Source organism: Streptomyces sp. SPB074, assembly GCF_000154905.1.
Taxonomy (GTDB): domain Bacteria; phylum Actinomycetota; class Actinomycetes; order Streptomycetales; family Streptomycetaceae; genus Streptomyces.
The window spans coordinates 23,659-50,506 of the sequence record NZ_GG770539.1; the positions used below are offsets into that span (position 1 = coordinate 23,659).

Sequence of the window (26,848 nt, forward strand, 5' to 3'; positions counted from 1 at the left end):
CCGCGACGGCGAGCGCCGCACGACGGACGCGGGGCAGTCGGTGGCGCTCCTCGCTGACGCGCGGGCGACGGCACGGCCGGAGCAGCTTCGCGCCATGGGCCTGAAAAAGGCGGCGGCCGGGCCCACGGAGTGCCCGCCGACGGTGGCCTGCGAGTGGGTGCCCGCGCCCTACGAGGAGTACGGGGACGGCGACTACGGCAACCACGACCTCGCCGACCGGCCCCACGACCAGTCCGTCGACTCGATCGTCATCCACGACACCGAGGAGACCTGGGACAAGACGCTCGACCTCGTCCAGGACCCGACGTACCTGGCGTGGCACTACACGATCCGTTCCACGGACGGGCTCATCGCGCAGCACTTCCCGACGAAGGACGTCGGCTGGCACGCGGGCAACTGGTACGTGAACGCGAAGTCGATCGGTATCGAGCACGAGGGCTTCCTCACCGCGCCCGACGCCTGGTTCTCGGAGTCGATGTACCGGTCCTCGGCCCGGCTCGTGAAGTACCTCGCGAAGAAGTACGGCGTCCCGCTCGACCGGCAGCACATCCTCGGCCACGACAACGTGCCCGCGACGACGACGTCCGGGATCCCCGCGATGCACACCGACCCCGGCCCGTACTGGGACTGGTCGCACTACTTCGCGCTGCTCGGCAAGCCGGTGCGCGCCACGGCGCTGCCGTGGTCGGACATCGTAACGATCGCGCCCAGGTACGCGTCCAACAAGGCGGTGTACACGGGCTGTTCGGCGGACGATCCGGCGGCGGCGTGCCCGGCCCACGGGTCGAGCGAGCTGTGGCTGCGGCAGTCGCCCTCCGACGACGCCCCGCTCCTCAAGGACGTCGGCCTGCACCCGAAGGGCGAGGACTCCACGACGGGGGTCAACGACGTCGGGGCGCGCGTGTCGAGCGGCCAGCAGTACGTGGTCGCCGCGCGGCACGGCGCGTGGGTGGCGCTCTGGTACAACGGGCAGAAGGGGTGGCTCAGGAACTCGCTGCTCAAGCCGGTCGCGCTGCCCTCCCACGGGCTCGTGGTGACACCGAAGAAGGGCCGCGCGGACGTGCCGGTGTACGGGCGCGCCTACCCGGAGGCCTCGGCATACCCGGCGGGCATCACGCCGCAGGCGCTGTCCCCGTTCTCGTACAAGCTCCTCGCGGGGCAGCGGAACGTGGCCGGGGGGAAGGTGCGCGGCGAGTACTTCCACTCGCCGACGTTCGACACGACGGACCACACGGTGGTGCGCGGTACGAACGAGTACTACGAGATCCAGTTCGGGCACCGGGTGGCGTACGTGAACGCCGCCGACGTGACGGTGTCGCGGGTGCGCTGAGGTTCCCCGGTGAGCGGGGCCGGTCCTTTCGCGGGGGCCGGCCCCGTTCGTGTGCCGGGGGCTGTCACTGCCAGGTGTAGGTCTCCCCCGCGACCGCCTTGAAGGTCGTCGTGCCGCCGGGGACGAGGCTGTTGCGGACCGTGAGTTCGCGGGTGCGCGAGGCGGTGAGGGCGATCCGGGTCGCCTTGCCGCCGGCCCAGGTGACGTCGAGTGTCGCGCCGCCTCTGGCGCGCAGTCCGCGCACCGTGCCGTCGCTCCAGGCGGCGGGGAGGGCGGGCAGGACGTCGATGACGTCGTGCTGGCTCTGGAGCAGCATCTCGGTGATGCCGCTCGTGGCGCCGAAGTTGCCGTCGATCTGGAACGGGGGGTGGGTGTCCCAGAGGTTGGCGAGCGTGGAGTTCCTGAGCTGTTCGGCGAGCATGGTGTGGGCGTGGTTCCCGTCGCGCAGCCGCGCCCAGAAGTTGATCTTCCATGCCTTGGACCAGCCGGTGCCGCCGTCGCCGCGCGCGGTGAGGGAGACCTTCGCGGCCTCGGCCAGCGCGCTGCCGGGCTCGATGGCGCGGCCCGGGTGCAAGGCGTAGAGGTGGGAGACGTGGCGGTGGTCGTCGGTGCGGCCGTCGAGGTCGGTCTTCCACTCCATGAGCTGTCCCCAGGAGCCGACGCGCAGTCCGGGGTCGATGCGGTCGAGTGTCTCCTTGAGCCTGCCGCGGAAGGCGGGGTCGTCGCCGAGGGTCTGCGCGGCTTCGAGGGTGTTGGTGAACAGCTCGTGGACGATCTGCTGGCTCATCGCGGCGCCCGCGGTGAAGTCGCCGTGTTCGGGGGAGAAACTCGGCGTCACGACAAGGGTGTTGTCGCGGGGGTCGGTGCGCAGGACGTCGATCCAGAACTCGGCGGCCTCCTTCATGGCCGGGTAGGCGGTGGCGCGAAGGTAGTCGGTGGAGCCGTCGAAGCGGTAGTGCTCGTAGAGCTGCGAGGTGAGCCAGGCGGCGGCCTCGGGGAACCAGAAGCTGGTCGGCCAGTCGTGGACGCCGGTGAAGCCGAACGGGGTCGTCTCGTCGTGGACGACCCAGCCCCGGGCGCCGAACATGGACTGGGCGGTGGTGCGGCCCGGTACGCGCAGCGCCTCCACGAAGCGGTCGTAGGGGGCGGTGGTCTCGGCGAGGTTGGTGGCCTCGGCGGGCCAGTAGTTCATCTGGAGGTTGATGTTGACGTGGTAGTCGGCCGACCAGGGGGGCGTGGTGCTGTTGTTCCAGGCGCCCTGGAGGTTGGCGGGCAGCGAGCCGGCGCGCGAGGAGGCGATGAGCAGGTAGCGGCCGTACTGGAAGAAGAGCGCTTCCAGGGCGCGGTCGGCGGCGCTGTTCCCGCCGGTGTACGCCTTGAGCAGGGCGTCCGTGCTCTGGTCGGGCGCGGATTGCTGGCCGAGGTCGAGGACGACGCGGGAGAAGAGCCCGCCGTGGTCGCTCGTGTGGCGGTCGAGGAGTTCGCGGTAGGGGCGGGCGGCGGCCTGGTTCACGGCGCCGGTGACGCGGTCGTGGGGGTCGGCGCCCCGGTAGCCGGGGTAGGTGTCGGCGTAGTCGGTGCCGGCCGAGAGGACGAACCAGGCGCTGTCGGCGCCGCTGACGGTGAGGCGGTCGCCGTTCGCGGAGACGGTGCCGCCCTCGCTCAGCAGGCGGATCTGCGCCTCGAAGCGCATTCCGTTGTCCTGGAGGGCGCCGCGCAAGGTGAGGCGGTCGCCGCTCGCGGTGGCGGTGAAGTCCTGGCGCGGTGAGGTGTAGCGCAGGCTCAGTTCGACGCTGCCGCCGCGGTCGGCGGTGAAGTGCCCGACGAGGACCTTGTCGGGGTAGGAGGCGAAGACGGTGCGGCGGAAGGTGGTGCCGTCGTGGGGGTAGGTGACGCCCGCGAGTCCTTGGGCGAGGTCGAGGGTGCGGCTGTAGCCGTTCGCGGAGGCGGGGGCGCCGGCGACGTCGATGAGGAGGTCGCCGAAGGTCTGGTGGCCGCCGTAGCCGATGCGGGGCTGGCCGAGGCGGGCGGCGGCGTCCTCGGGGGTGATCTTCGTGCGTGCCTCGATGTCGGCGCGGACGGAGGAGAGGGCGTCGGGGCGGGGGTTCTCCCAGTTACCGTAGCGGTAGCCGGGAGTGCCGGGGCCGCCGGTCCACAGCGTCTTCTCGGCGAACTGGACGTGCTCGGTGGGCAGGGTGCCGAAGACGCTCGCGCCGAGGGCGCCGTTGCCGACGGGGAGGGACTGGGTCTCCCAGTCGGTGGCGGGGGCCGTGTAGCGCAGGACGGGCCGGGCGGGATCGGCGGCGCGGGCGCCGGTCCCGGTGGTGGGGGCGGCGCTCGCGGAGGCGGCGGCGAGGGGGGTGGCCCCCGCCGCGAGGGCGCCCGCGACGCCGAGGACGGACTGCACTGTCGTTCTTCGTGTGGGGCCATGCGACATGCCTCGGGACGCTAGACGGGGCCCCCGTGTTCGACAAGAGCGATGACAAACGACACGGAACCCCCGTACGCGCGTGACGAAACCCCCTCAAGAGGAGGAGGTTCCTCCGGCCGGTGGGCAGCGCATTCCGGACAGTGCGGGAAGGCCCGCCCGGGAGAGCGGCAGGGGGTCGCGGGGCTCGGTCAGCCCTGCTGGAACATCGCGGCGGGCAGCGGCTTGAGGAGCGCGTAGAGGTCGTCGGTGATGGGGCGGTCCCAGGCGGCGATGGTGACGAGCACGTTGTCGCTGCGGTCGAACTGCACGCAGGAGATACGGCCCTCGGAGAGCTTGAGGCGGCGCACGATGAGGAGGTTGTCGCCCTGCATGACCGGCATGTCCTCGACGTCCACGACCTCGACGTCCTCGTCGTTCTCCAAGGCCAGGAGGAGTTGCGCGACCTCGAAAGGGACCTGCTTGTCGGCGAGTTCACGGGCGGGCGAGCCGGCCGGGAGATTGCCGATGATCATGGCGGGTCCGCGGCCGCCGAACAGGTCGTACTGGAGGAAGACCCCCTGACACGTGCCGTCCTGGGCGGGCAGCAGCCCCGCGACGAGGTTCCCGGGCCAGTCCCCCGGGTCCATGGCCAGGACATCGAAGTCGGGACCCGCGGGCGTGGCGGGAGTACGGCGGCGGAGGAACGACATGCGGCCCATGGTACGTGTCCGGCTTCGGTCACGAGCGGGCACCCCTGCGTAACCGGGGGCCCGGAGAGGGGGTACGGCGGTGGCGCAAAAGGGATGGTGGGGACGCAGGCGCGCGGGGTGGTCCGAGGGAGGCGCGGGACGGGGCGGGACGGCGGCCTCTCAGGCAGCCGTGCCCGCTTCCGCCTCGGCCTCCGCCTCGTCCTGGGCGGTGAGCGGGACGACGGCGACGGGGGCGGCGGCGTGCAGCAGGACCGCCTGGGTGACGGAGCCGAGGATGCGGGCCGGCTGGAGGAGGCGCCGGCGGTGGCGGCCGACGACGACCAGCTCCGCGCCGCTGGACGCGGCGACGAGGTGCCCGGCGGCGTCCCCGGCGGCGACGGAGATCAGGGCCTCGACACCGGGGTGGGCCGCGCGGTGCGGATCGAGGTGGTCCTTGGCGAGGCTCAGGCACTCGGCCTCGGCCGCCTCCTGGTCCTCGACGGTGGGCGTGTAGTCCCCCACCGCGGTCCAGGCGAGCGTGGGCCAGGGGTAGGCGACGACGATGTGGACGGCGGCGCCGCGGCGTGCGGCCTCCGTGAAGGCGAAGGTGAGCGTGGAGTCGTCCTTGAGGTCCACGGGCAGGCCCACGACGACGCGCGGCCCCGCCGACACCTCGGTCGTGACGTCCTCGGGCACGGCACGCCCCGGCCGGGGCACGACGACGACCGGGCAGGCGGCGTCGCGGGCGGCGGCCATCCCGTTGGAGCCGAGCAGGAGGCTGGCGAAGCCGCCGCGCCCGCGCGAGCCGAGCACGAGGAGCTGGGCGTCGCCGCCCATCTCGGGCAGCACCGCGTCGGGCGCGCCCTCGATCGTGACGAACTCCAGGACGGGGAGCTGCTGGCCGCGCCCCTCCAGGTCCGCGCGCAGCCGGTCGAGCACCGGGTCGCCGACCTGCTCGGGCCCGGCGGCGAGCACCTCGGGCTGCGTCCAGGCCGCGTACTGGCGCACGTGCACGATCCGCAGCACGCTCTCGCGCAGCCGGGCCGCCTCGATCGCCCAGTCCAGGGCGCGGAGGCTGTCCTCCGAGCCGTCCACGGCCGCTACCACCGGCAGCTCACTCATGATGTCCTCGTTCCCTGCGCCCGCTTGTCGCCGGGCGCCACTTGAGCCCCTACAGCTCCAGCCTTCCCCGGTGGAGCGGGATGTGCCAGGGCCGAAAGACCCCACCGCTGGCATCATCCGCCAGCCCTCCCGCCCCCGCATCCGCGCCCCCCTTCGCGCGGCGCTCAGCCCGCCGGTTCTCGCGCCCGCCCCGTCCGCCGTCCCGTCGGGGTCGTCCGACGTGAGGAACGGCAGGACGTGGGCGAGGAAGGCGGCGGGGCGCGTGGCGTGGACGTGGTGCCCGGCGGGGACGGTGGCCAGGCGGGCGCGCGGCAGCCGCGCGGCGAGCGCGGCGACGGTGGACTGGTCGACGACGCTCGTGGGGCCGCCCGCGAGCACGAGGGCGGGGACGTCCGCGCGGTCCATGCGCTCCCACCAGGCGGGGTCGGGGCGGTTGCGGGGGTGTTCGGTGGCGAGGACCATCCGCCAGTCGAAGCCGAGCGGGCCCGGGGGCCGTTCGGGGACGGGTCGCGGCGGGGTGAGGGGCAGGGGCGCGGGGACGTCCTCCAGGACGAGGCGGCGGATCAGCCCGGGGTGCTCCTGGGCGAGGAGGCAGGCGATGACGCCGCCCAGCGAGTGGGCGACGAGGTCCACAGGGGGCAGGGAGAGCGCGGCGAGGAAGGCGCGGACGTCGTCGCGCAGGAGCGGGAGGGAGTACGTGCCGGGGTATTCGCTCGCGCCGTGGCCGCGCGGGTCGAGCGCGAGGACCCGCCGGTGGGCGGCGAGGGGGCCGAGGACCGGTGCCCAGTCGGCGGAGGACTCGCCGCGGGCGGGCAGGAGGAGGAGCGGAGGCGCGTCGGCGGGGCCCATCTCGCGGTAGGCGAGGGTGACGCCGTTCGCGCGGACGGTGCGGAGCGGGGGCGGCGGGACGGGGTGCGGGTCCATGGGAGCAGCCTGCCGGACGGGCACGCCGGGCGGCACGGGCTTCGCGGACGGCGGAAGGCGGCGCGGCGGAACGGGTGCCCGGTGGGCGAGGTGCGCGGCCCAAGGCGTGCCCGGCCTCGCGGGGAGCACCCGCGTGCGTCAGGCGGTGACACGGCGGCCCGGGCGGGCCTCGGGGCCGAGGCGGGCGACTGCGCTGTGGATGTACTTGGGGGGCATCTGCCAGCGCAGTTCGCCGGGGACGGCGCGCAGCAGGCGCGCGGTGGAGCGCAGGCGGCGGGTGACGACGGCCGGGGGCGGGGCCTCGCGCCCGTAGAGCCGGTGGGCCCAGGGGGGCAGGGAGCCGTAGGCGAGGTCCGCGACGCGTCGCCAGAGCAGGGCGCGGGCCGGCAGGAGCGGGAAGGGGACGGGCGGGCGGCGCAGGAAGTCGTCCACGACGCGGGCGTCGGCGCCGACGGCGAGTTCGTCCTTGACGCTGCGGAAGTAGCTGTCGAGCTCCCCGACGGTGGCGGGGACCTGGGCCGGGTCGAGGCCGACGAGGCGTGCGCCGGTGCGCTGTTCGGCGACGTAGCGGTCGGCGGCCCGGGCGTCGAGGGGGAAGCCGGAGCGGCGCAGGGTGTGAAGGTAGGAGGAGACCTCGGCGCAGTGGACCCACAGCAGGAGCGCGGGCTCGTCCACGCCGTAGTGTTCGCCGCTCACGGGGTCGGTGGCGCCGAGCCTGCGGTGGATGCCGCGCACGTGGGCGGCGGCGCGTTCGGCGGTCGGGGTGTCGGCGTACGTGGTGGCGGCGACGTAGCGGGCGGTGCGGATCAGGCGGCCCCAGGCGTCCTGGCGGAAGTCGGAGTTCGCCATCACGCCGCGCAGGGTGCGGGGGTGGAGTGCCTGGAGCCACAGGGCGCGGACGCCGGCGATCCACATGGCGGGGTCGGCGTGGAGCTGCCAGGTCACGGAGCCGGGCCCGTAGAGGCCGGGATCGGGGCGGGGCGGCTGCTCGGTCACGGCGGGACCTCCGGGAGAGTGGTGCGTGCCTGGGGCGATTGTCTCCCGGACGGGCGGCGGGGGCCGGTGGGGGCTCGCGGAGCGGCGGGGCGGGGGGCCGCGGGTCAGTGCGCGGCGAGGGTGGCGAGGAAGCGGGCGCAGGAGGCGGCGCAGGCGCGGCAGGCGGCGACGGCCTCCTCCGCGCCGGGGAGACCGGCGCAGTGGGCCGCGCAGTCCAGGCACGTGGTGCGGCACCAGTCGAGGCGGAAGCGGAGTTCGTCGTCCTCGGGGTCCTGGAGGGGTTCGGCGCCCAGGAGCCGCGCGGTGCTGTCGCAGACCTCGACGCAGCGCAGGGCGCGCAGGACGGCGGGTTCGGCGCCGGGTGTGCCGCAGTGGCGGGCGGTCAGGGTCGCCGCGGCGCGGCAGGAGGCGGCGCAGGCGAAACGATCCTCCAGATAGCGCACGAGGCGGTCGCGGTCCCACAGGTCCTCGGGTCCTCGCGGGCCGCGGGGCGCGGTGAACGCCTGTGCCATGGCGGTCTCCTCTCGGGCGGCCCCGGCCCCGGGGCGGGCGCGTGCCTCAGGGGGCGGGTTGCCGCGCAGAGCCCGCGCAAACGCGGGCCCGGCGCCCCGAGGCGGACGCCGCACGGGGACGCGGAGCGGGAGAGGAGTCGCGGCGGGGGCGCCGCGCGGCACAGGGGCCGCGGCGGGAGCGTGCCGCGCGGGCGGCGCGGGAGGTGTGACGGGGCATCGGCCGGGAAAGGGTCGTGCGCATGACACACACGTCCCCCCGCTCCCCCGCCGCGCCCGGCTCCCCGTTCCCGCGCGCCCCGCGCCGCCCGGTGCGGCAGCTCGCCGCGGCCTCCGTCGGCAACGCCGTGGAGTGGTACGACTGGTACGCGTACACCTTCCTCGCCACGTACCTCGCCGACCAGGTCTTCCCCCGGGGCGCGGACAGCTCGCTGGTGGCGTTGCTCTCCACGTTCGCGGTGTTCGCCGTGGGGTTCTTCATGCGCCCGGTGGGCGGGCTGCTCATGGGCGCGGTCGCCGACCGGCGCGGGCGGCGGGCCGCGCTGACGGTGACGATCCTGCTCATGGGCGGATCGAGTCTGCTCGTGGCGATGACTCCGACGTACGCGGCGGCCGGGTTGTTCGGGCCGGTCGTGCTCGTGCTGGCGCGGCTGCTGCAAGGTCTGTCGGTGGGTGGGGAGTTCGCCGCTTCGACGACGTTCCTGGTGGAATCGGCGGGCCCCGGCAGGCGCGGTCTCTTCTCCAGTTTCCAGTACGTGTCCACGACGGCCGGGCAGCTCGTCGCCTCCGGGGTCGCCGCGCTGCTCGTGCGGGTGCTGAGCGAGGGGCGGATGGAGAGCTGGGGGTGGCGGCTGCCGTTCGTGCTCGGGGCGGTGCTGAGCCTGGCCGGGTTCTGGATCAGGCGCGGTGCCGAGGAGACGCGCGGCGAGGCGGACGCGGCCGGGCGCCCGCCGCTCTTCGAGGCGCTGCGCCGCCATCCGCGCGCCTCGCTCCTGATCGGCGGGATCACGGCGGGCGGCACGCTCGCGTACTACACGTGGACCTCGTACCTGCCGACGTACGCGGAACTGAACGCCGGCGCGGCGAAGGGCGACGCGCTGCTCGCCTCGACGCTCGCGCTCGCGTTCTTCGCGCTGCTCCAGCCGGTGGCCGGGCTGCTCTCGGACCGCTTCGGGCGCCGTCCGCTCCTGCTGTTCTTCGGGCTCGGTTTCGCGCTGCTGTGCGTGCCGCTGCTGCGGCTGCTCACCGGCTCCTTCGTGTCGTTGCTCCTCGTGAGCTGCGCGGGGATGGTGCTCCTGACGGGGTTCACGTCGGTCTCGGCGGCGGTGAACGCGGAGGTGTTCCCGGCGCGGGTGCGGGCGGCGGGCATCGGTTTCCCGTACTCGCTGACGGTGGCGCTCTTCGGGGGGACGGCACCGTACGTGGGGACGCTCTTCAAGGAGTGGGGCCGGGCCGGGCTCTTCCCCTGGTACGTCGTGGTGCTGTGCCTGGTCTCCTCGGCCGTCTACCTGCGGCTCCCGGAGACGGCGCACCGACCGCTGGAGCGCTGAGCGCGCGGGGGCGCCGGGGCCGGGCCTCTCGCGCGCGGCTACCCGCGCGGCGCCCTCTCCTACCGCCCGCCGCCGGGCCCGACCCGATCGGCGTCCGCGGACTTGCCGGGTGTCGCGGGGCGCGCGAGCGTCGCAGCGAGGGCCCGGCTCGGCACGCGGGCGTTCCGGCTCGGACACGGGAGTGGGCACCATGGGTACGCGGAGCAGGCAGGTGGCGATCGACCTGGGCAGTGCGCGGCTGCGGCTGCGCGACGGGCGGCAGGCGTGGTCGGCTCCGCACGTCGCGATCGTGGACGCGGAGGGCTCGCTGCGGGCGTGGGGGGACGAGGCGCTCGCGATGGCGGGACGCCTGCCGCCCCGCCTGCGGCTCGTGCGGCCGGTCGCGGCGGGGGCCGTGGCGGATCTGCCGCTGGCCGCGCGGCTGCTCGGCTCGGCGTTGCGGGCGGCCTCGGGGAAGTCGCGGCGGCTGCGCGGGGCGCGGGCGGTGGTGTGCGTCCCGGACCACGCGACGTCGCTGGAGCGGCACGTGCTGCGGCAGGTGTGCAAGGACGCGGGCATCAACCAGGTGCGTTCGGTGCCGCACTCGGTCGCGGCGGCGATGGGGGCGGGGGTGAGCGGGAGCCCGGCGGGGGCGCTGCTCGTGGACGTCGGGGAGCACCGGACCTCGGCGTCGATGATCGCGCTCGGCACGGCGCTCGTGACGCGGACGGTCAAGCGGGGCGCGGGCAGTGTGGACACGTGGCTGATGCGGCACGCGCGCGAGGAGCACGCGCTGACCATCGGGGCGCGGGTCGCCGAGGAGGCGAAGCTCGCGGCGGCGCTGGAGACGGGCGCGCGGCTGCCGGTGCGGGGGCAGGACAGGGACGAGGGGCTGCCGCGGGTGGGGGAACTGACGGTGGCGGAGATCCGGGCGGTGCTGCGTCCGGTGTACGAGGACGTGGCGGGGCTCGTCGCCGCGGTGCTCGACGCCTCGCCGCCCGAGCTGGTGGACGACGTCTTCGAGCGGGGGGTGCTGCTGCACGGGGGCGGGGCGCGGCTGTACGGGCTCGACGCGCACCTGCGCCAGGAGCTGGGGGTGCCGGTGCACCTCGTGGAGTCGGGGGCGGACACGGCGGTGGAGGGGGCGTGGCTGCTCGCCGAGAAGGGGCCGGTGCTCGAACTCGCGTGAGGTCCGGCCGAGGGAACGGAAGAGGTGAGGGCGTATGACGGCTGCGGCGGGGCTGGCGCTGATGATCGTGGGGGCCGTGCTGCGGTACGCGGTGACGTGGCGGTTCGCGTGGGTGGACCTGCCGGTGCTGGGGAACATCCTCATCGCGGGTGGCTGCGCGGGGCTCGTGCTGGGGCTGGTGCTCGCGCGCGGGAGGCGGCGGGTGGCACTGGCGGCGGAGCGGGCGCGGGACTCGGCGGCGTGGTCGGCCGCGGGCAGTGACGCGTATCCGCCGGAGCCGTACTACCGGGACCAGTACCCGCCGCGCTGAGCGGAGGGTGCCCCGGCGCTGCGGCCCACGACGGCGTGGGAACGCGGGACGCCGCCGCATCCGTTCCCGGGTGCGGCGGCGTACGCGTGCGGCGCGCGGCGGTGTGCTCAGGCGGCGTGCCGGGTGCGGGCGCGGTGGCCCGCGACGAGTTCGGCGTAGCGACGGCCCGAGGACTTCACGGTGCGTCCTTGCGTCTTGTAGTCGACGTGGACGAGGCCGAAGCGCTTGTCGTAGCCGTAGGCCCACTCGAAGTTGTCCATGAGGGACCAGGCGAAGTAGCCGGCGAGCGGGGCGCCCTTGCGGGCGGCGCGGGCGCAGGCCGCGAGGTGGTCCTCCAGGTAGCGGATGCGCTCGGGGTCGTCCACGGAGCCGTCGGAGCCGACGACGTCGGGCCAGGCGGAGCCGTTCTCGGTGACATAGATCTTCCGCGCCCCGTACTCCTCGGTGAGGCGCAGCAGCATTCGCTCGATGCCGTTGGCGTCGATCTCCCAGTCCATGCCGGTGCGTGGGACGTGCAGGCGGCGCACGGCGCGGGCGTGGGGCTGGGGGCCGCCGGGGTCGTCGGTGACCACGGCGGGGAAGTAGTAGTTCAGGCCCAGCCAGTCCAGCGGCTGGGCGATGGTGTCCAGGTCGCCCGGCTGCTCGGGGAGGGGGACGCCGTAGACGTCGAGCATGTCCTCGGGGAAGCCGCGGCCGTGCACGGGGTCGAGCCACCAGCGGTTGGTGTGGCCGTCCATGCGGCGGGCGGCGGCGGCGTCGCCCTCGGAGCCGGTGGCCGGGTCCACGGGGTTGAGGTTGAAGACGATGCCGACCTCGGAGGCGGGCGCGGCGGCGCGGATCGCCTGGGTGGCGAGTCCGTGGCCGAGCAGGAGGTGGTACGAGGTGCGGACGGCGGCGCCGATGTCGGTGAACCCCGGGGCCATGGTCCCTTCGAGGTGCCCGATCCAGGCGGAGCAGAGCGGTTCGTTGAGGGTGGCCCAGCGCTTGACGCGGTCGCCGAGGCGGCCGGCGACGACCTCGGCGTAGCGGGCGAAGTGCTCGGCGGTCTCGCGGTTCGGCCAGCCGCCCCGGTCCTGGAGGGCCTGCGGGAGGTCCCAGTGGTAGAGGGTGACGAAGGGTTCGATGCCCTCGGCGAGGAGGCCGTCGACCAGCTTGTCGTAGAAGTCGAGGCCCTTGGCGTTGACGGGGCCGTCGCCGCCGGGGACGACGCGGGGCCAGGCGACGGAGAAGCGGTAGGCGCCCGCGTTCAGTTCCTTGATGAGGCCGATGTCCTCGCGCCAGCGGTGGTAGTGGTCGCAGGCCACGTCGCCGGTGTCGCCGCCCGCGACCTTGCCGGGGGTGTGCGAGAAGGTGTCCCAGATCGAGGGCCCCCTGCCGTCCTCCCCGACCGCGCCCTCGACCTGGTACGCGGCGGTGGCCACGCCCCAGGTGAAGCCCTCGGGCAGAGCGGCGTAGTCGAGTCCATCGGTCACGGGGGTCCTTTCCTCGCGGGTCATTTGACGGCTCCCGCGGTGAGTCCGGTGACCAGGTACTTCTGGAGCAGCAGGAAGCCGGCCACGACGGGGACGCTGACGACGAGGGAGGCGGCCATGACCTGGTTCCAGTAGACGTCGTTGAGCGTCGCGTAGTTCTGGAGGCCGATGGCGAGGGTGCGGGTCTCGTCGTTGGTGAGCACGGAGGCGAAGAGGACCTCGCCCCAGGCCGTCATGAAGGCGTACACGGCGACGGCGACGATGCCAGGGATCGCCGCGGGCACTACGACGCGGAAGAGCGCGCCGAGCGGGCCGCAGCCGTCGACCATGGCGGCTTCGTCGAGTTCCTTGGGCACCGAGTCGAAGTAGCCGATGAGCATCCAGATCGCGAAGGGCAGCGAGAAGGTCAGATACGTGATGATCAGGCCGAGCCGCGAGCCGAAGAGCGGGATGCCGGTGGCGTTGCCGACGTTGACGAAGAGGATGAACAGCGGCAGCAGGAAGAGGATGCCGGGGAACATCTGGGTGGAGAGCACCGAGACGGTGAAGACGCGCTTGCCGCGGAAGTTGTAGCGGCTGACCGCGTAGGCGGCGAAGATCGCGATGATCACCGAGCAGATCGTGGCGGACCCGGCCACGATGAGCGAGTTGCTGAAGTAGTGCGCGAGCGGCACCGTCTTCCAGATGTCGATGTACGGCCGGATGGTCAGGCCGCTCGGTATCCAGCGGAACTGCCCGGTGACGTCCTTGAGCGGCTTGAGCGAACTGGTGACCATGACGAAGATCGGCAGCGCGACGAAGACGGTCAGGATCGCCAGGAAGACGACGCGGACGGCCTGGAAGGAGCGCGGCGGCGCCATCGGGGAGCGCCCGGTGTGCAGCGTCTGCGTGCGCGGGGGCGCGGGGGTCCCGGCGGGGCCGTCGGTCTTGGCGACGGGTGCGGCGCTAGACATCGGAGCCCTTCTTCCTCGATGTGAAGAACAGGTACAGCCCCGTGACCACGAGCAGGAACAGGAGCAGCAGGACGGACATGGCCGAGCCGGTGCCGAAGTTCCAGGTCACGAAGGAGGACTGGTAGATGTGGATGGAGATGAGGTCCGCGTTCTTCGGCGCCGAGTCCCCGAACAGGAGGAACGGCGTGTTGAAGTCGTTGAACGTCCACAGGAACAGGACGAGGACGAGGACCTGGTTGACGGGGCGCAGCGAGGGCAGGGTGATCTTGCGGATCTGCTGCCAGACGCCGGCGCCGTCGAGGGCGGCGGCCTCGTAGAGGTCCTTGGGGATGTTCTGGAGCGCGGCCATGACGATGAGGAAGGCGAAGGGCCAGGTCTTCCAGACCGCGACGACGACCAGGGAGATGAAGCTGTTGCTGCCGATGAGCCAGAAGGAGCGCTCGTCGGTGAGGTGGAGCTGGTCGTGCAGGACGTGGTTCACCATGCCGTTGTCGTGCTGGAGCATGAAGTTCCAGGTGATGACTGCGGCGTAGATGGGCAGCGCGTACGGGGTCAGGAAGAGCGCCCGCAGGAAGCCGCGTCCCTTGAAGTTGTCCTGGAGGAAGATCGCGGCGGCGACGCCGATCAGCCAGCACAGGGCGACGGCGAGCACGCAGAACGCGCAGGTCACCCAGAAGGAGTGGAGCAGGGCCTCGCCGACGGGCTGGTCGAAGTCGACGGCGAGCTTGAAGTTGTCGAGTCCGGCCCAGGGGGCCTGGCCCCAGTTGCGGATGTAGAACTGGGTGAGCTCCTTGAAGGCCATGAAGATCCCGACCACCATCGGGATCATATGGATCAGGAGTTCGAAGAGCAGGGCGGGCAGGAGCAGCAGGTACGGGAGTCCCAGGCGGCGGACGCGGTCGGGGAGGATCGGCTTGCGCCGCTTCTTCTTCCCGACCGGGCCGGGCCCCGCGACGGGGCCCGGCGTCGCCTGCGCTTCAGGCAGGGTGTCGGTCATGGTTCAGTTGCTCACTTCGGCATCTGCTGCTCGGCCTTGGTCAGGGCGGCCTTCACGTCGGCGGTGCTGATCTCCTTCTTGCCCGCCGCGTCGGCCCACAGGTCCTTGATGGCGGTACCGACCGCCGTCTCGAACTGCGCCTCGTTGGGCACCTGCGGGAGCGCGGTGGCGCTCTTGAGCAGGGTGTCCTTGATGGCGGCGGCGCCGCCCTGGCTGAACGCCGGGTCCTCCTGGGCGTCCTTGACCGGCGGGACGGAGCCCCAGGTCTTGTTGAGGAGCGTGGACTCCTCCTTGCTCGTCATGAACTTGACGAACTTGAGGGCGCCGTCCTTGTTCTTCGTGTTCTTGAAGACGGCCATGTTGATGCCGGCGACCATGGAGTTGGTCTGCTTGCCGGTGCCCGGGGTGCCGGACTGGACCGGGACGGGCGCGACGCCGTAGTCGTCGGCGCTCATGCCGCGCGCCTTGAAGGTGGAGTCGGCGGCCTGCCACAGGACCATCCCGACCTTGCCGCTGGCGAAGTCGTTGAGGGTCTGGTTCTGGTTGTACTCGGCGTTGCCGGGGGCGGCGATCTTGTCCTTCGCCATCCAGTCCACGTACTGCTTGACGGCGGCGACCGCGCCGTCCGAGGTGAAGGTGGGCTTGCCCTCGGCGTCGAAGAAGTCGGAGCCGTGCTGCTTGGCGAGGACGAACGCCTGGTGGATGTTGTTGGACAGGTTGCTGCCGTCCAGCGCCGTGCCCCAGTTGTTGCCCTTGGTGAGCTTCTTGCCGTCGGCGACGAACTCGTCCCAGGTGACCGGGGGCTTGGCGATCCCGGCGTCGGCGAAGAGCTTCTTGTTGTAGTAGAGCGCGTACGAGAGCGAGTACAGCGGGACCGCGGCCGGGTCCTTGCCCTCGGCGCCCGTGGAACCCACGGCGGAGTCCACGAAGCGGTCGCGCCCGCCGATCGCCTTGAACGCGGCGTCGTCCCAGTCCATGAGGGCACCGGTGGCCTGGAGCGAGGCCGACCAGGTGTTGCCTATGTTGAGGACGTCGGGGCCCTCACCGGAGGTGGTGGCGGTGAGGATGCGGTTGAGGAGGTCGGACCAGGGGATGACCTCCAGCTTGACCTTGACACCGGTCTGCTTGGTGAACTTGGCGAGTTCCTTGGTCAGGACCTTCTTGTCCACCGCCACGCTCGCCCCCTGGTTGGAGGCCCAGTACGTGAGGGTCTTGGGCGAGGAGTTGTCACTCCCCCCGCTGTCGCTCCCGCCGCCGCAGGCGGTGGCGGTGAGCGCGAGGGTCGTGACGAGACTGGCAGCGGCAGCGGCTCGCAGTCTGCGCATGTCGGTATGCCCCTTTCCGGGGGGTGGCCAAGGAGGAGTGAAGGCGTTCAGTCCCTGAACGGCCTCACGACTTAATTTAGGACGTGAGTTAAAACCTGAGAGAAGGTCGCGTCAAGGGCTGCGGCGGGGGTATGTTGCGGTCCGGGAAGGGGCAAGATGGTGCAACGGCACAGACGAACCGTGCGTGACCTGCGAAGAGGCAACCGCGCAGCCGTTTTGCAACGGTTGTATTTCGACGGCCCGATGAGCCGTCAGGCACTGCTCCCCGCGACCGGCTTGAGTTCGGGTTCCATCAGCAACGTCGTCACGGAGCTGACGGCGGACGGGCTCCTGGAGGAGGCGGGCGTCGTGGAGTCGGACGGCGGGAGACCGCGTACGCTGCTGCGTGTCGCGGCCGGCGCCGGGTACCTCGTGGGGGTCGACATCGGCGAGACGAAGGTGCGCACCGAGCTCTTCGACCTGGCGATGTCCGAACTCTCCCGCACCGAGACGAGCCTGACGGGTGTCGGCTACGACGTGGACCTCATCGTGCGCGCGGTCGCCGAGGGGATCGCCGCGGTGCTCGCGGAGGCGGGGGTGCCCGCCGACCGGCTGCTCGGGGTGGGCGTCGGCGTGCCGGGCATCGTGGAGCGCCCCGAGGGCGCGAGCGCGCTCGTGTACGGGCAGACGATCGGCTGGGACGCGGTCCCGCTGGAGACGCTGCTGCGCACCGCGACGGGGCTCCCCGCCGAGGTGGGGTTCTTCGTCAACAACGGCGCGAAGGCCCTGGGGCAGGCCGAGTTGTGGTTCGGCGGCGGCCGGGGCAGCGAGGACGTCGTCATCGTGCTCTTCGGTTCGGGTGTCGGCGCGTGCATAGTGACGCGGGGCGCGATCCAGGGCGGGATGCACGGCAGCCCGAGCGAGTGGGGCCATCTGACGGTCAACGTCCGCGGCAGGCGCTGTCGTTGCGGGGCGCGGGGCTGTCTGGAGGCGTACGCGGGGGCCGAGGCGCTGCTGGAGCGCTGGCGCGAGGTGGGCGGCACACTGCCCGAGGGGGCCGGCGAGGAGGAGGGCGTCACGGCGCTGCTCGCCGCGGCGGACCCAGGGAGGGCGGGCGGGCCCGATCCGGTGGCCGTCGCGGTGCTGGAGGAGACCGCCGAGTACCTGGGGGCGGGACTCTCCGACCTCATCAACCTGTTCAGTCCCGAGCAGGTCCTGATCGGCGGCTGGGCGGGGCTCCAGCTCGGCCCGCACATCCTGCACTCGGTGCGCCGCCACGCCGACAGCTTCGCCCTGCGGCGCCCGGCCGGGAAGGTCTCGATCGGTCTCGGGCTGCTGGGGGCGGACGCGGTGACGGTGGGCGCGGCGACGCTCGTGCTGGCCGATTTCTTCGCCAACGGCGGGCGCAGGGAGGCGCCGCTGCGCGAGGAGGACGTCGCCGAGGCGGTGACCGACCGGCGGCCGGCCGCCCACGTGCTGGGCGGTCACTAGGGGGTGTCTTCAAATGATCGCCACTGATGGATCATGGTGCCGTGATACGTCGTCATGAACTGTCCGATGCCGAGTGGGAGTTTGTCCGGCCGTTGCTGCCCGAGTCGTCGCGGGGACGGAAGCGGCTGGACGATCGCAGGGTGCTGAACGGGATCGTGTGGAAGTTCCGGACCGGGACGGCCTGGCGGGACGTGCCCGAGCGTTACGGGCCATGGGCCACGCTCCACACGCGTTTTCGCAGGTGGGCGATGGACGGCACGTTCGAGCGGATGCTGCGAGCCGCCCAGGCGAAAGCGGATGCGGCAGGCGACATCGAGTGGCTGGTGTCGGTGGACTCCACGGTCGTCCGCGCTCACCAGCACGCGGCCGGAGCCCGAAAAGGGGGCTCCGCGACCCGGCCCTCGGCCGGTCCCGAGGCGGGCTGACCAGCAAGATCCACCTGGCCTGCGACGGGCGGGGCCGCCCGCTCTCCTTCGTCGTCACGGGTGGCGACACCAACGACTGCACCCGGTTCACCACGGTCATGGAGGCGATCCGGGTGCCCCGCCTCGGACCGGGACGGCCTCGGGCCCGGCCCGATCATGTCCTGGGCGACAAGGGCTACAGCTCGAAGGCGATCCGCGCCTGGCTCCGCCGCCGCGGGATCCCGCACACGATTCCCGAGCGAGCCGACCAGATAGCCAACCGGGCCCGGCGAGGCAGCCGAGGAGGCCGCCCGCCGGCCTTCGACCGCGAGGCATACAAGCACCGCAACGTCGTGGAACGGTGCTTCAACCGCCTGAAGCAATGGCGGGGCATCGCCACTCGGTACGACAAGACCGCGCAATCCTACGAAGCGGCGGTTGCCCTCGCCTCACTCCTGATGTGGGCGTGACATTTGACGACAGGCGCTAGGCGGCCCGCGGCGGAGGCGGCGGGGCTCCGGGGCGGGGTCCCGCCGGAGGGCCGCTCCGGCGTGGGGCGGGGCAGGAGCGACGACACGACGGGCGACGGGCGCCCGTGACCCGTCCGGGTGTGCGGGCCGGTGTGTCATGGCCCGGGCGGCGCATCCGCGCGGTGCGGGACGGTACGGACGGGTCACGTGACTTGCGCCCGGGGCGCGGGCGCGCCACGTTCGTACTGTTCCCCTGTCCTCTCCGCCCGGAAAGGCGCGGTGTCCTCATGCGGATCACCGTCTTCGGTGCCTCCGGTCGCGCCGGTCGCGCCTTCCTGCACGCCGCCGCGCGCGCGGGGCACGAGTGCGCCGCCGTCGTGCGCGACCCCGAACGCCTCGCGGGCGCGCCCGCCGCGCGCGTCGTGCGCGGCGAGCCCTTCGACGAGGGAGAGGTGCGCGCGGCGCTGGCGGGGGCGGACGCCGCCGTCATCGCCTTCGCGCTGCGCGGCGGGCGGCGCAACGTGCCCCTGTACTCGCGCGGGACGCGCACCGTCGTGGACGCGATGCGCACGGTGCGGGTGCCGCGGCTCCTGGTGCTCTCGGAGGCGGCGTACGGCCCGCACACGGCGGGGCCGCTCAACCGGACCGTCTCGGCGCTGTACCGGGCGACCGCGCGTCCCGTGATCCGGCAGCGCGAGGAGCAGGACGCGATCATCGCGGCGAGCGGTCTCGACTGGACGATCGTGCGCCCGGTGATCCTCGTGGAGGGCCCGGCGCACGGGCACCGCAGGGCCCCGTTCACGCCGCACCACGCGCGTGCCCCGCGCACGACGTACGCGGACCTGGCCCATGTCCTGCTCGACGCGCTGGAGGACCCGTCCACGTACCGGCGGGACCTCTACCCCTGACGGACCCCGGCCCGCCCGCCCGGAGCGGCGGGGCGTTTCCCCCGTGCCACTCCCCCGCCGCCGTGCGCGCGATGCGGCTGAACCGGCGCACTCGTAATGCGTAGGTCTCGGGTTCGAATCCCGAAGGCGGCTCCATGGTGAACCCCAGGCCAGGCCTTTGACCTGGGGTTTCTCTCCTTCGTTGGCCTTGGGATTCGGGCGAATCGGGCACCTGTGGTCTGTGCATCGTAATGCGTAGGCTAGAGGTTTGGTTTCTGTGACGAGAATCGAGCTCCAAGCCTCTGAACTGGTCTTTTATTTTTCGGAGCGGCTGGTTTCGCCTCGTATCCGGGGTCTCCGGTGGACAAACGGTGGACAGCCGTGCAGTGGGGGTGCAGTCCCGCTTAGAAGTCATCTCATTTGGTGAGTCTGCGGTAGCAGATGAGGGTGCAGGCGATGCTGGTGAAGGCGAGGAAGTGGTCGGCTTTGCGTTCGTAGCGTCGGTGGAGTCGTCGGCAGCCGGCGAGCCAGGACATGGTGCGTTCGATGGTCCAGCGGTGTCGGCCGAGTCGCTGCGAGGTCTCGACGCCTTTGCGGGCGATGCGATGCCGGATTCCGCGTCCGGACAGCCATTGCCGCAGGTGGCGGTAGTCGTATCCCTTGTCGGCGTGGAGCTTTCCGGGTCGGCGTCGACGGGGGCCCCGGCGGGAGCTGATAGGCGGTATGCCCTTCACGAGCGGGATAAGGGCTTGGCTGTCGTGGACGTTGGCACCGGAGATTGCGACGGATATGGGCAGACCGGTCCGCTCGGTGATCAGGTGGATCTTCGACCCGTACTTGCCCCGGTCGACAGGATTCGGACCTGTCAGGTCCCCCTTTTCAAGGCCCGCATGTTCACCGAGTCGATCGCGCACCGCGACCAGTCCAGCTCCCCGCGCGTACCGAGCTCGTCGAGGACCAGGCGGTGGAGCTTGGCCCACACCCTGGCCTTCGACCACTCCGAGAACCGCCGGTGGGCAGTCGCTCCGGACGGGCCGAACGACGCCGAAGGCAGCTGCTGCCAGGTACAACCCGACGTGGCCACGAAGACGATCGCGGCCAGCACTTCCCGGTCACCGTGCCGACGCCGACCACCACCCTGCGGCCGCGACGGCGCCTCAGGCACCACCCGCTGGAACAACTGCCACAATTCGTCCGGCACCAGCCGCTCAACAAGCCCCACCATGACTCATAGACTACCGAGTCACCCAAATGAGATGGCTTCTTAGATTCCGACCAGGTTGGCTGGCCCTTTGGCTCGTCGTGGCACAGCGCGGCAGCGCTATCCGTGGTCCGTCGCTCTCGTAGGTCTCCGACAAGAGTGGCGGCTCCAACCGCAACCGACACCCAACAGCGCTCCCCCATATAGTTCGCACCGCCTGAGCGTGCGCGAGGTGCCGCGGTCCGAGTGAAAGATCACCCCGCGCACGTCACTATCGACAGCGGGTGTCCACGGCGGCCTGGACTGCGTCCACGACCAAGTCGGCACGCATGTGCTCGGCCAGCGAACCAGCCCATGACCTTGCCCGGGCAGCGTGGCGACGGGCTGGCGGCGGCGTGCGTCGCGCGCCAAGGCGGTCGCGATCGGCTTCGCCAGCCTGGCCACAGGGTCGCAGACTCGGTGATCGACGAGGGCGCCGGCGGTGCCTCAGGGGCGCCCACAGCGAGGGCCGTTCGGGCTCTCGCTCGCGCAACTGGGACACGGCGTGATGGAGGGACTCGGCGACGCTCGCGTCCTGTTGTCCCGTCAGGTGCTCGTAGAAGGCTTTCACCAGGCGGTTATTGGCCTGGTCGGTCACCGGCCAGAGGCTGCCCACCAGGTGGCTGAAGCTGGCGAGCTGGAAGGCCGACAGGAGGTTCAGGGACTCGTCCGGCAGGAGGCGGTTCTGGGCGGTGCCGCAAGCGGACAGGAAGGCCAGGCCGGCTTGGTCAAGCCGTTCCACAAGGGATGGCCGCCCTGGCCTGCGTCTACGGCGCGCAGGAGGCTCCGCTCCGCCCGCACTCGACCGCAGTCCCTGACGCAGCGGCGAGTGCGAGGCTCGGCGCGGTCCGAAGGTGCGCATCAAGTGGTTCTTTTGTTCGGTGGCCAAGGATCCCGCCGAGGTCATCGCCGTCGCCTTCGACCAGGCCGATTACCGCGACTTGCTCCACCCGCGGTGCTGGGCGTGCTGGCCGACGGGGACCGCCACTGTCACCAGATCGAGCGGGGTTGGTCCTGGCTGGTCACCGGGACACCCCAACTGAATAGCGGTCGAGGAGGCGAGGCGCAGTTCCCACAGGACGCACATGACGGAGGGCGTCGAACCGAGTGATTGTCGCGGGCGGCGATGCCCGTTGTATCCGGTGACGTTCCACCGACTGAGACTCTTCAATCGCCCTCGCGGCGGATCAACCAAGCACGCTGCCGCCGTCCCGGCGCACCGGCCGCGAGCGGCGGTGGTCCAGCGAGGCGTAGACCCGATGCAGCCACCGGTCCGTGCCGTCGTAGCGGGGGGTGAACGGCGTTCGGCCGTGCACGGCGAGCCGGTTGTCCACGATCGCCAGGTCACCGGCCCTCAGTGCCAGGGCCGAGCTCACCTGAACCAGTGCGTCGCGCAGTTCGGCCATGGCCACGCGGGCCTCATCGTCCAGTGGGTGTGTGGCCGAGAAATCCACCAGAATGTCCGGGTCCTCCCCGGCGCCTTGCAGCACCGCGTGGGCCGGCACCACGCTCTCCAGGGCTTCGAATGAGGGGGGCGCCTCGGTGAGGAACCGCTCCCCGGACAGGACCTGCCGGGCCTGCGCCGAGAGCAGCGGCAGGGCACGCCGCACCGAGGCGGTGCACAGCCGGGCCTGTCCGGTCGGGTCCTCACGGACGCACAACAACCCTACGTAGTCTGGTCGGTTGGGGTGGAATGCGTTCTCGTTGTGCATTTCGAGCAGGACGGAGCCAGCGTTGCTCTGCAGGGTCTCCTGGCCCGGCACCGGCACCACGTTCTGCACCAGCGCGCCGGTCTTCTCGTTGCGGAACGCGACCACCTCGCCGAGCTGGAGCATCGCGGCAGTGATTATCGCGGCGGCCGTGGTGGCGATCCGCTCGACCGAGCCGGGCTGGGTCGGTGTGCGGGGCAGCTCGCGGCTGCCATAGGCCGGCGACACCGGTAGGTTGCGGATCAGCAGCACCGCGTCGGGGCCTGCGTCACGGCGGAACCGTCGAAGCTCGACGAGCAGTCTGGTCGGCAGCTCGACAGACGCGTCGCGGACGGCGGCCAGCCACTGCTGGTCGTCGGTGCGGCCCGGCTCGGCCCGTGCGAGCCGGTCGGCGATCTCACTGGTCTGCCGGTACTCCGCCTCGGTCAGCACGAACGCGGCCGGCGGCGCGGCGGCCACCGTGTCGATCTGGGTCATGAACACGCCTTCGGTCCGATGGATTTCCGGTGGGACTGGGCAGCGGCCGGCAACCGAAAAATAAACGACCACTGGAGCAGCAGTCTGGGCAGGCAGCTATATTCGACCTATATGTCCTGGGCAAGGTTGGCTTACCGAGGCGTGGAGCGGATATAGATGCGAATATAGATCACGTGTAGTTCGCCCCGTAGGCTCACATCCGAAAGTAATCGGAGTCGGCTCCCGGGGGTCCTGTGGGGATGCTCATCAATACGGACGGCCGACGCTTTTCGTCGGCCGCTTTGGACGGTGCAATAACCGCTGTCGTACGGGAACTGCGACGGCACGGAATCACCCAGGACGATCGTGTAATGCTGACCGGTGCCAATACCGAGAAATTCGTCCTGGTCCTTTTCGCACTGATGGAACTGGGGACCTCGATCGCTCTGGTCGATCGCCGTACCCCGGCCGCCGAGCAGGCCCGACTCCTCATCGGCGCCGACGCCAGCCGACTGGTCACCGATGCCCCGCTGCCAGCTGGCAGCACCGAGATCGACCAGCTTTCCCTCGAGGACCTATGTGCCACCGCGTTGGCAAGGGCGGCGATTGCCGACCGTGCGCCGGACTGCGGCCCCGCGTCGTCCTTCGGCCGCGACCGGCTGGCCCGCTTCTCGCGCTGGTTCGCCCGCGAGGACGCTCTGATCGTGTGGAGCTCGGGCAGCACCGGCACCCCCAAGGGCATTGTCCGCTCGGGAGCCTCCGTCCGGGCCAACACCGAACGGACCAGCGCCCGGATGGCCTACCGAGCCACCGACGTGCTGCTGCCGCTGTTGCCCTTCACGCACCAGTACGGCCTGTCGATGCTGCTGCTGTGGCAGGACACGGGCTGCGCACTGGTGTTGCAGACCAGCAGCCAGCGCGTCGATGCGGCACTTGCCGCGATCCGCTCTCACCGCGTCACCGTGGTCGACGCGGTCCCGGCGACCTACCACACGCTGCTGAACTTGCTGGAGAGCGGCCGCGGCAGCGAAGACTGGCTCAGCACAGTGCGGATGTGGTGCGTGGGCGGGGAGCCGCTGGGAAGCGAGCCCCGGCAGCGTTTCGCCGACCGGATAGGCAGGCCGCTGCTGGACGGCTACGGCAGCAGCGAGGCCGGGAACATCGCGCTGGCCGTGCCGCCCACACCGATCGGCTGCGGCCGTCCGTTGCAGGGCATCGCCGTGCGGGTGGTCGATGGGGCGGGCATGCCGGTCGCCCCGGGCACCGTCGGCGAGATTGTCGTGCGCACCCCCGACTACATGACGGGCCTACTCGGACCGGGAGGCACGGTACTCGCGATGGAGCACGCCGAGTACCGCACCGACGACATCGGGCAGATCGACGTCCAGGGCAACCTCACCGTGCTGGGCCGCAGGGCTGCGGTGCACCGACTCGGACACACCCTCTACCCGGACGGCATCGCCGACCGGGCAAGTGCCTGTGGTGCTCTGGTCCGGGTGATCCCGGTCGTACCCGAGGGGTCGGACAGCCGGGCACAGCTGGTCTTCTTCGTCGCCGACCGGGCCGAGCGGTCCGCAGCGCACTGGCGGTCCGCAGTGGCCGAACACATCGCGGAGCACGAGCGGCCTAATCGCGTGGTGGTTGTTCCGGAATTCCCAATTAACAGAACGGGCAAAGTCGATCGCCAGTCACTACAGAGGCTGGCGGAATCCGCAGTCGCGAGAGACGCCAAGAAAGGAGAACTGCAGTGAACCAGATCGTCGCCGAAACCAAGGCGGAGCCGCCATATGAGATTTCCCTTCGCCGATCGGCTGGCCATCCTGAGGAATGTGGCGGAGCTGCTCCGGACGCGCCGTGACGAAGTTCTCCAGATACTTTTCGAGAGCTGTAACTACCGGACCGCGGTCGGTGAGATCGAGGTCTCCATCGCGACCCTTGAGGGTGCCGAGCAGGAGATGGCCAGGTTCCGCCCGCCGCGGCTTGAGCAACTGGCCGTTCTCATGCCCTCGAACATTCCGCTCTACAGTTACATCCTCTACCTGCTGATCCCCAGTCTCTACAGCGATCGCCTGGTGTTCCGGCCGTCAGGTCGGATCAGCAGCCAGACCGAGCGGCTGCACAAACTGCTCGGCGAGGCGCACGGTCTGCCGATCGTGTTGCGCCAGAGCGGGCAGCGGGACTTCCTTCGCAATGACGTGACAGGATCACAGGTGCTGGTCTTCACCGGGGCCTTCGAGAACGCCGAGAAGATCCGCGGTCAGCTCCGCAAGGACCAGCTGTTCCTTTACTTCGGCCAGGGCATTAACCCGTTCGTGGTTGGCCCAGACGCCGACGTAGGCAAGGCAGTGGACGGCGCGCTGCGGGCCAGGATGCTGAACTCCGGGCAGGACTGCTTCGGCCCGGATGTGTACTTCGTCCACACCTCCGTCAGCTCCCAGTTCTTCAACCTGCTCAGCCGCCGGGTGCGATCGCTGAAGCACGGCCGCCACGAGGATCCGACCGCCGACTACGGTTCGATGTACTACCTGGACGCCTTCGAGGGAGCGCTCGCCCACCTGGTGGACGACCGTGTCTACATCCTGGTCGGCGGCCGGGCCGACCTGACCGAGGGGGGGCCTTGACCCTGGAGTTTGAACACGTCTATGCGGCTCGGGCCAGGGTAGTTGAGGTTGGGTGGACGGTGATCTCGTAGGTGATCGGGGCTCGCTGGCCGAGCCGGGAATGACGGCGTCGGGTGTTGTAGCGGGACAGCCAGTGGAAGGCGTCGAGTCGTGCCTCGCGCTCGCTTGACCAGCCCTTTCGGCCCTTCAACGTCTCCCTTTTAAAGCTGGCGTTGAACGATTCGGCGGCGGCGTTGTCCGCGCTGGACCCGACGGCGCTCATGCTCTGCAGGACACCGGCCCGGCGGCAGGCGTCCGCGAAGGCCCCGCTGGTGTACTGGGCTCCGTGATCGGTGTGCATGATCGCCCCGTTCAGACTGCCGCGGGTCCGTTCCGCGGCGGCGAGGGCGTCGATGACGAGCTCGGTGCGCATGTGGTCGGCGATCGCCCAGCCTGCCAGGCGGCGCGAGCACAGGTCGATCACTGTCGCGAGATAGCAGAACCGTCCGCCGCCGACGCTCAAGTAGGTGATGTCACCGACGTACTTGGTGTTGATCTCCTTCGCGGTGAAGTCGCGGCCGATCAGGTCCGGGGCCTTCGCGGTGGCCGGGTCGGCGATGGTGGTGCGGTGCCGGCGCCGCAGACGGACCCCTTCGAGGCCGATGGTCCGCATGATCCTGGCAACGCGCTTGTGGTTGACCGCCTGGCCGCCCTCGTCGCGGAGCTCGGCAGTGATCCTCGGGACTCCGTAGGTGCCGTCGGACTCCTTGTGGGCCTTGCGTATCCGGGCCGCGAGCCGGTCGTCAGCGGCCTGACGGGCCATGCGAGCCGGGGCGGTGCGACGCCAGTAATAGAAACTCGAGCGGGCGATCCCGAGAATGTCGCAGAGCCGCTTCACGCCGTATCGGCGCTGGTGATCCTCAACGAACTGGCAGCGGTTCACCAGCGCGTCTCCGTCGCGAAATACCGGGCCGCCTTGCGGAGGATGTCGCGTTCTTCCTCCAGCTCGCGGATCCTCTTGCGCGCGGCGGCCAGCTCCGCCTGAACCGGGTCACCGGCAGGCTGCGGTGCCGTTGCGGGGGCGGAATGGGCACCGGCGCGGCGTCCGTCGGCGGCCCGGATCCAGTTCCGCAGCGTCTCGGTGTTCACTCCGAGATCGGCGGCGACCGACTTGATCGTCGCTCCCGGACGCGACCGGTACAACGCGACCGCGTCCGCCTTGAACTCGGCGGGGTAATGCTTCATCCCCACAGGGACTCCGTTCTCCTGGACCATCAAGATCCAAGTCTCTCCGGTGTCCAAACTCCAGGGTCAGGGCCCACCCTCCAGGCAGTGGAAGAGCACCTCGCGGCCCAGGGCCTGCTGACGATCGAGGATTGCCGCGCGCTGGTGGCCCCCGCACGACATGTGACTCTGACGGACCTGGCCGACTGCGGCACGGTCCACCGGCAGGTCGCCACGGTCCTGCACGACACCGGGCCAGCCAGCAGGGTGCCAGTTGCGGATGCCGCGCTGCTGGCGCTGGCCGCCGTGGGGGACCTGTCCCAGGTCGTGTCCCGCACGGATCCCCGTCAACGGGCCCGGATCGAAGTGCTGACGAGCCGGATCGGTGACATTGCACCTGGCCTCGAACGGGCGGTCCGTGCACTCCCGTTCGAGCTGGCCAGGCCCGTGTCCAGCTTCGCGAACACATGCCACACACCGGCAACGGGCGGGGGGAGCACCGGGCGAAGCTGAGGTGTCGTGTGCTGCCGCTGTTCTCTGCCCAGCCGTCGGCCCGCGGGACGACGGCTCCAGCCCGGGCGCCCGGGCCGCTCTCCGGATCAACCCCTCGTGCAGCAGGAGTTCCGCAGGAAG

22 protein-coding genes, 1 tRNA gene and 2 pseudogenes are annotated in these 26,848 nt (G+C 71.3%); 11 read left to right on the forward strand and 14 right to left on the reverse strand.

What is annotated here, in order from left to right:
* The coding region (locus tag SSBG_RS00110; protein ID WP_037868559.1) for an N-acetylmuramoyl-L-alanine amidase at positions 1-1,330 on the forward strand (1,330 nt) is incomplete at its 5' end.
* 64 nt (positions 1,331-1,394) lie between these two features.
* On the opposite strand, the gene SSBG_RS00115 is transcribed toward SSBG_RS00110, so the two are convergent.
* The 6 genes and pseudogenes from SSBG_RS00115 to SSBG_RS00140 form a co-directional block, all read right to left on the reverse strand.
* On the reverse strand, positions 1,395-3,767 hold the full coding sequence (locus SSBG_RS00115) for a glycoside hydrolase family 95 protein (protein WP_008744213.1): 2,373 nt from the start codon (positions 3,765-3,767) through the stop codon (positions 1,395-1,397).
* A gap of 182 nt (positions 3,768-3,949) precedes the next feature.
* A complete protein-coding gene (locus SSBG_RS00120) occupies positions 3,950-4,450 on the reverse strand; it encodes a hypothetical protein (protein ID WP_008744214.1) in 501 nt (166 codons plus the stop codon).
* Positions 4,451-4,609: 159 nt separating this feature from the next.
* Entirely contained in the window at positions 4,610-5,551 is a 942-nt protein-coding gene (locus SSBG_RS00125) for a universal stress protein (RefSeq protein ID WP_037870890.1), read from the reverse strand.
* Positions 5,552-5,695: 144 nt separating this feature from the next.
* Positions 5,696-6,475 (reverse strand): annotated as a pseudogene (locus tag SSBG_RS00130) (alpha/beta fold hydrolase); the annotation flags it as partial.
* Between the two features lie 138 nt (positions 6,476-6,613).
* The gene (locus SSBG_RS00135) at positions 6,614-7,471 is read right to left on the reverse strand and encodes an oxygenase MpaB family protein (RefSeq protein WP_008744216.1); all 858 of its coding nucleotides are present in this window, start codon (positions 7,469-7,471) and stop codon (positions 6,614-6,616) included.
* 104 nt (positions 7,472-7,575) lie between these two features.
* Positions 7,576-7,983, reverse strand: a complete 408-nt coding sequence (locus tag SSBG_RS00140) for a hypothetical protein (RefSeq protein ID WP_050776671.1) — start codon at positions 7,981-7,983, stop codon at positions 7,576-7,578.
* A 239-nt stretch (positions 7,984-8,222) separates the two neighbouring features.
* Here SSBG_RS00140 and SSBG_RS00145 point away from each other — a divergent pair, with 239 nt between their 5' ends.
* The 3 genes from SSBG_RS00145 (at position 8,223) to SSBG_RS00155 (ending at position 11,008) form a co-directional block, all read left to right on the forward strand.
* Entirely contained in the window at positions 8,223-9,530 is a 1,308-nt protein-coding gene (locus SSBG_RS00145) for an MFS transporter (protein WP_008744218.1), read from the forward strand.
* A gap of 211 nt (positions 9,531-9,741) precedes the next feature.
* Positions 9,742-10,698, forward strand: a complete 957-nt coding sequence (locus tag SSBG_RS00150) for a rod shape-determining protein (RefSeq protein ID WP_234010286.1) — start codon at positions 9,742-9,744, stop codon at positions 10,696-10,698.
* A 34-nt stretch (positions 10,699-10,732) separates the two neighbouring features.
* Positions 10,733-11,008, forward strand: a complete 276-nt coding sequence (locus SSBG_RS00155; RefSeq protein ID WP_008744220.1) for a hypothetical protein — start codon at positions 10,733-10,735, stop codon at positions 11,006-11,008.
* 107 nt (positions 11,009-11,115) lie between these two features.
* On the opposite strand, the gene SSBG_RS00160 is transcribed toward SSBG_RS00155, so the two are convergent.
* The 4 genes from SSBG_RS00160 to SSBG_RS00175 are packed head-to-tail and all read right to left on the reverse strand — an operon-like array spanning position 11,116 to position 15,755.
* The gene (locus tag SSBG_RS00160) at positions 11,116-12,504 is read right to left on the reverse strand and encodes a GH1 family beta-glucosidase (protein ID WP_050776672.1); all 1,389 of its coding nucleotides are present in this window, start codon (positions 12,502-12,504) and stop codon (positions 11,116-11,118) included.
* Positions 12,501-13,433: an ABC transporter permease subunit gene (locus SSBG_RS00165; protein WP_037868561.1), complete on the reverse strand. Its 933-nt coding sequence runs from the start codon at positions 13,431-13,433 to the stop codon at positions 12,501-12,503. Before SSBG_RS00165 ends, SSBG_RS00160 begins: the two co-directional genes overlap by 4 nt.
* On the reverse strand, positions 13,426-14,430 hold the full coding sequence (locus SSBG_RS00170) for a carbohydrate ABC transporter permease (RefSeq protein ID WP_008744223.1): 1,005 nt from the start codon (positions 14,428-14,430) through the stop codon (positions 13,426-13,428). Before SSBG_RS00170 ends, SSBG_RS00165 begins: the two co-directional genes overlap by 8 nt.
* An 11-nt stretch (positions 14,431-14,441) precedes the next feature.
* A complete protein-coding gene (locus SSBG_RS00175) occupies positions 14,442-15,755 on the reverse strand; it encodes an ABC transporter substrate-binding protein (protein WP_008744224.1) in 1,314 nt (437 codons plus the stop codon).
* A 156-nt stretch (positions 15,756-15,911) separates the two neighbouring features.
* Between SSBG_RS00175 and SSBG_RS00180 the strand changes: the two genes are divergently transcribed.
* The 4 genes and pseudogenes from SSBG_RS00180 to SSBG_RS00200 all read left to right on the forward strand — a co-directional run bounded on the left by SSBG_RS00180 (position 15,912) and on the right by SSBG_RS00200 (position 19,142).
* Positions 15,912-17,225: an ROK family transcriptional regulator gene (locus tag SSBG_RS00180; RefSeq protein ID WP_008744225.1), complete on the forward strand. Its 1,314-nt coding sequence runs from the start codon at positions 15,912-15,914 to the stop codon at positions 17,223-17,225.
* Between the two features lie 26 nt (positions 17,226-17,251).
* Positions 17,252-18,099, forward strand: a pseudogene (locus SSBG_RS30455) (IS5 family transposase).
* Positions 18,100-18,386: 287 nt separating this feature from the next.
* The gene (locus SSBG_RS00195; protein WP_037868563.1) at positions 18,387-19,007 is read left to right on the forward strand and encodes an NAD(P)-dependent oxidoreductase; all 621 of its coding nucleotides are present in this window, start codon (positions 18,387-18,389) and stop codon (positions 19,005-19,007) included.
* Between the two features lie 56 nt (positions 19,008-19,063).
* Positions 19,064-19,142: transfer RNA gene (locus SSBG_RS00200), tRNA-Thr, on the forward strand.
* A 260-nt stretch (positions 19,143-19,402) separates the two neighbouring features.
* Here the strand turns inward: SSBG_RS00200 and SSBG_RS00205 are convergent.
* From SSBG_RS00205 to SSBG_RS00220, 3 genes are all read right to left on the reverse strand, one after another.
* Positions 19,403-20,211, reverse strand: a protein-coding gene (locus SSBG_RS00205; protein ID WP_106429290.1) for an IS5 family transposase whose coding sequence is annotated in 2 segments (ribosomal slippage) — positions 19,403-19,863 and positions 19,863-20,211 — 810 coding nt in all. Because the reading frame shifts where the segments join, the coding sequence is not laid out codon by codon here.
* 247 nt (positions 20,212-20,458) lie between these two features.
* The gene (locus SSBG_RS35920; protein ID WP_078491185.1) at positions 20,459-21,133 is read right to left on the reverse strand and encodes a CHAT domain-containing protein; all 675 of its coding nucleotides are present in this window, start codon (positions 21,131-21,133) and stop codon (positions 20,459-20,461) included.
* Between the two features lie 280 nt (positions 21,134-21,413).
* On the reverse strand, positions 21,414-22,412 hold the full coding sequence (locus SSBG_RS00220; protein WP_037870895.1) for a TauD/TfdA family dioxygenase: 999 nt from the start codon (positions 22,410-22,412) through the stop codon (positions 21,414-21,416).
* Positions 22,413-22,651: 239 nt separating this feature from the next.
* Here SSBG_RS00220 and SSBG_RS00225 point away from each other — a divergent pair, with 239 nt between their 5' ends.
* Positions 22,652-24,142 carry a class I adenylate-forming enzyme family protein gene (locus SSBG_RS00225; protein WP_127178729.1) on the forward strand — a complete coding sequence of 497 codons (1,491 nt, stop codon included), beginning with the start codon at positions 22,652-22,654 and terminating at the stop codon, positions 24,140-24,142.
* A 36-nt stretch (positions 24,143-24,178) separates the two neighbouring features.
* Positions 24,179-25,012: an aldehyde dehydrogenase family protein gene (locus SSBG_RS00230; RefSeq protein WP_008744232.1), complete on the forward strand. Its 834-nt coding sequence runs from the start codon at positions 24,179-24,181 to the stop codon at positions 25,010-25,012.
* A 19-nt stretch (positions 25,013-25,031) separates the two neighbouring features.
* Here SSBG_RS00230 and SSBG_RS00235 read toward each other — a convergent pair.
* Positions 25,032-26,242 (reverse strand): IS3 family transposase gene (locus SSBG_RS00235; protein WP_086023026.1). Its coding sequence is split into 2 segments (ribosomal slippage): positions 25,032-25,951 and positions 25,951-26,242, totalling 1,212 coding nucleotides; the frame shifts between segments, so codons are not numbered across the junction.
* A gap of 81 nt (positions 26,243-26,323) precedes the next feature.
* On the opposite strand from SSBG_RS00235, the gene SSBG_RS00245 reads away from it, so the two are divergent.
* Positions 26,324-26,728, forward strand: a complete 405-nt coding sequence (locus SSBG_RS00245) for a hypothetical protein (RefSeq protein WP_008744235.1) — start codon at positions 26,324-26,326, stop codon at positions 26,726-26,728.
* The last annotated feature ends 120 nt before the right edge of the window (positions 26,729-26,848 follow it).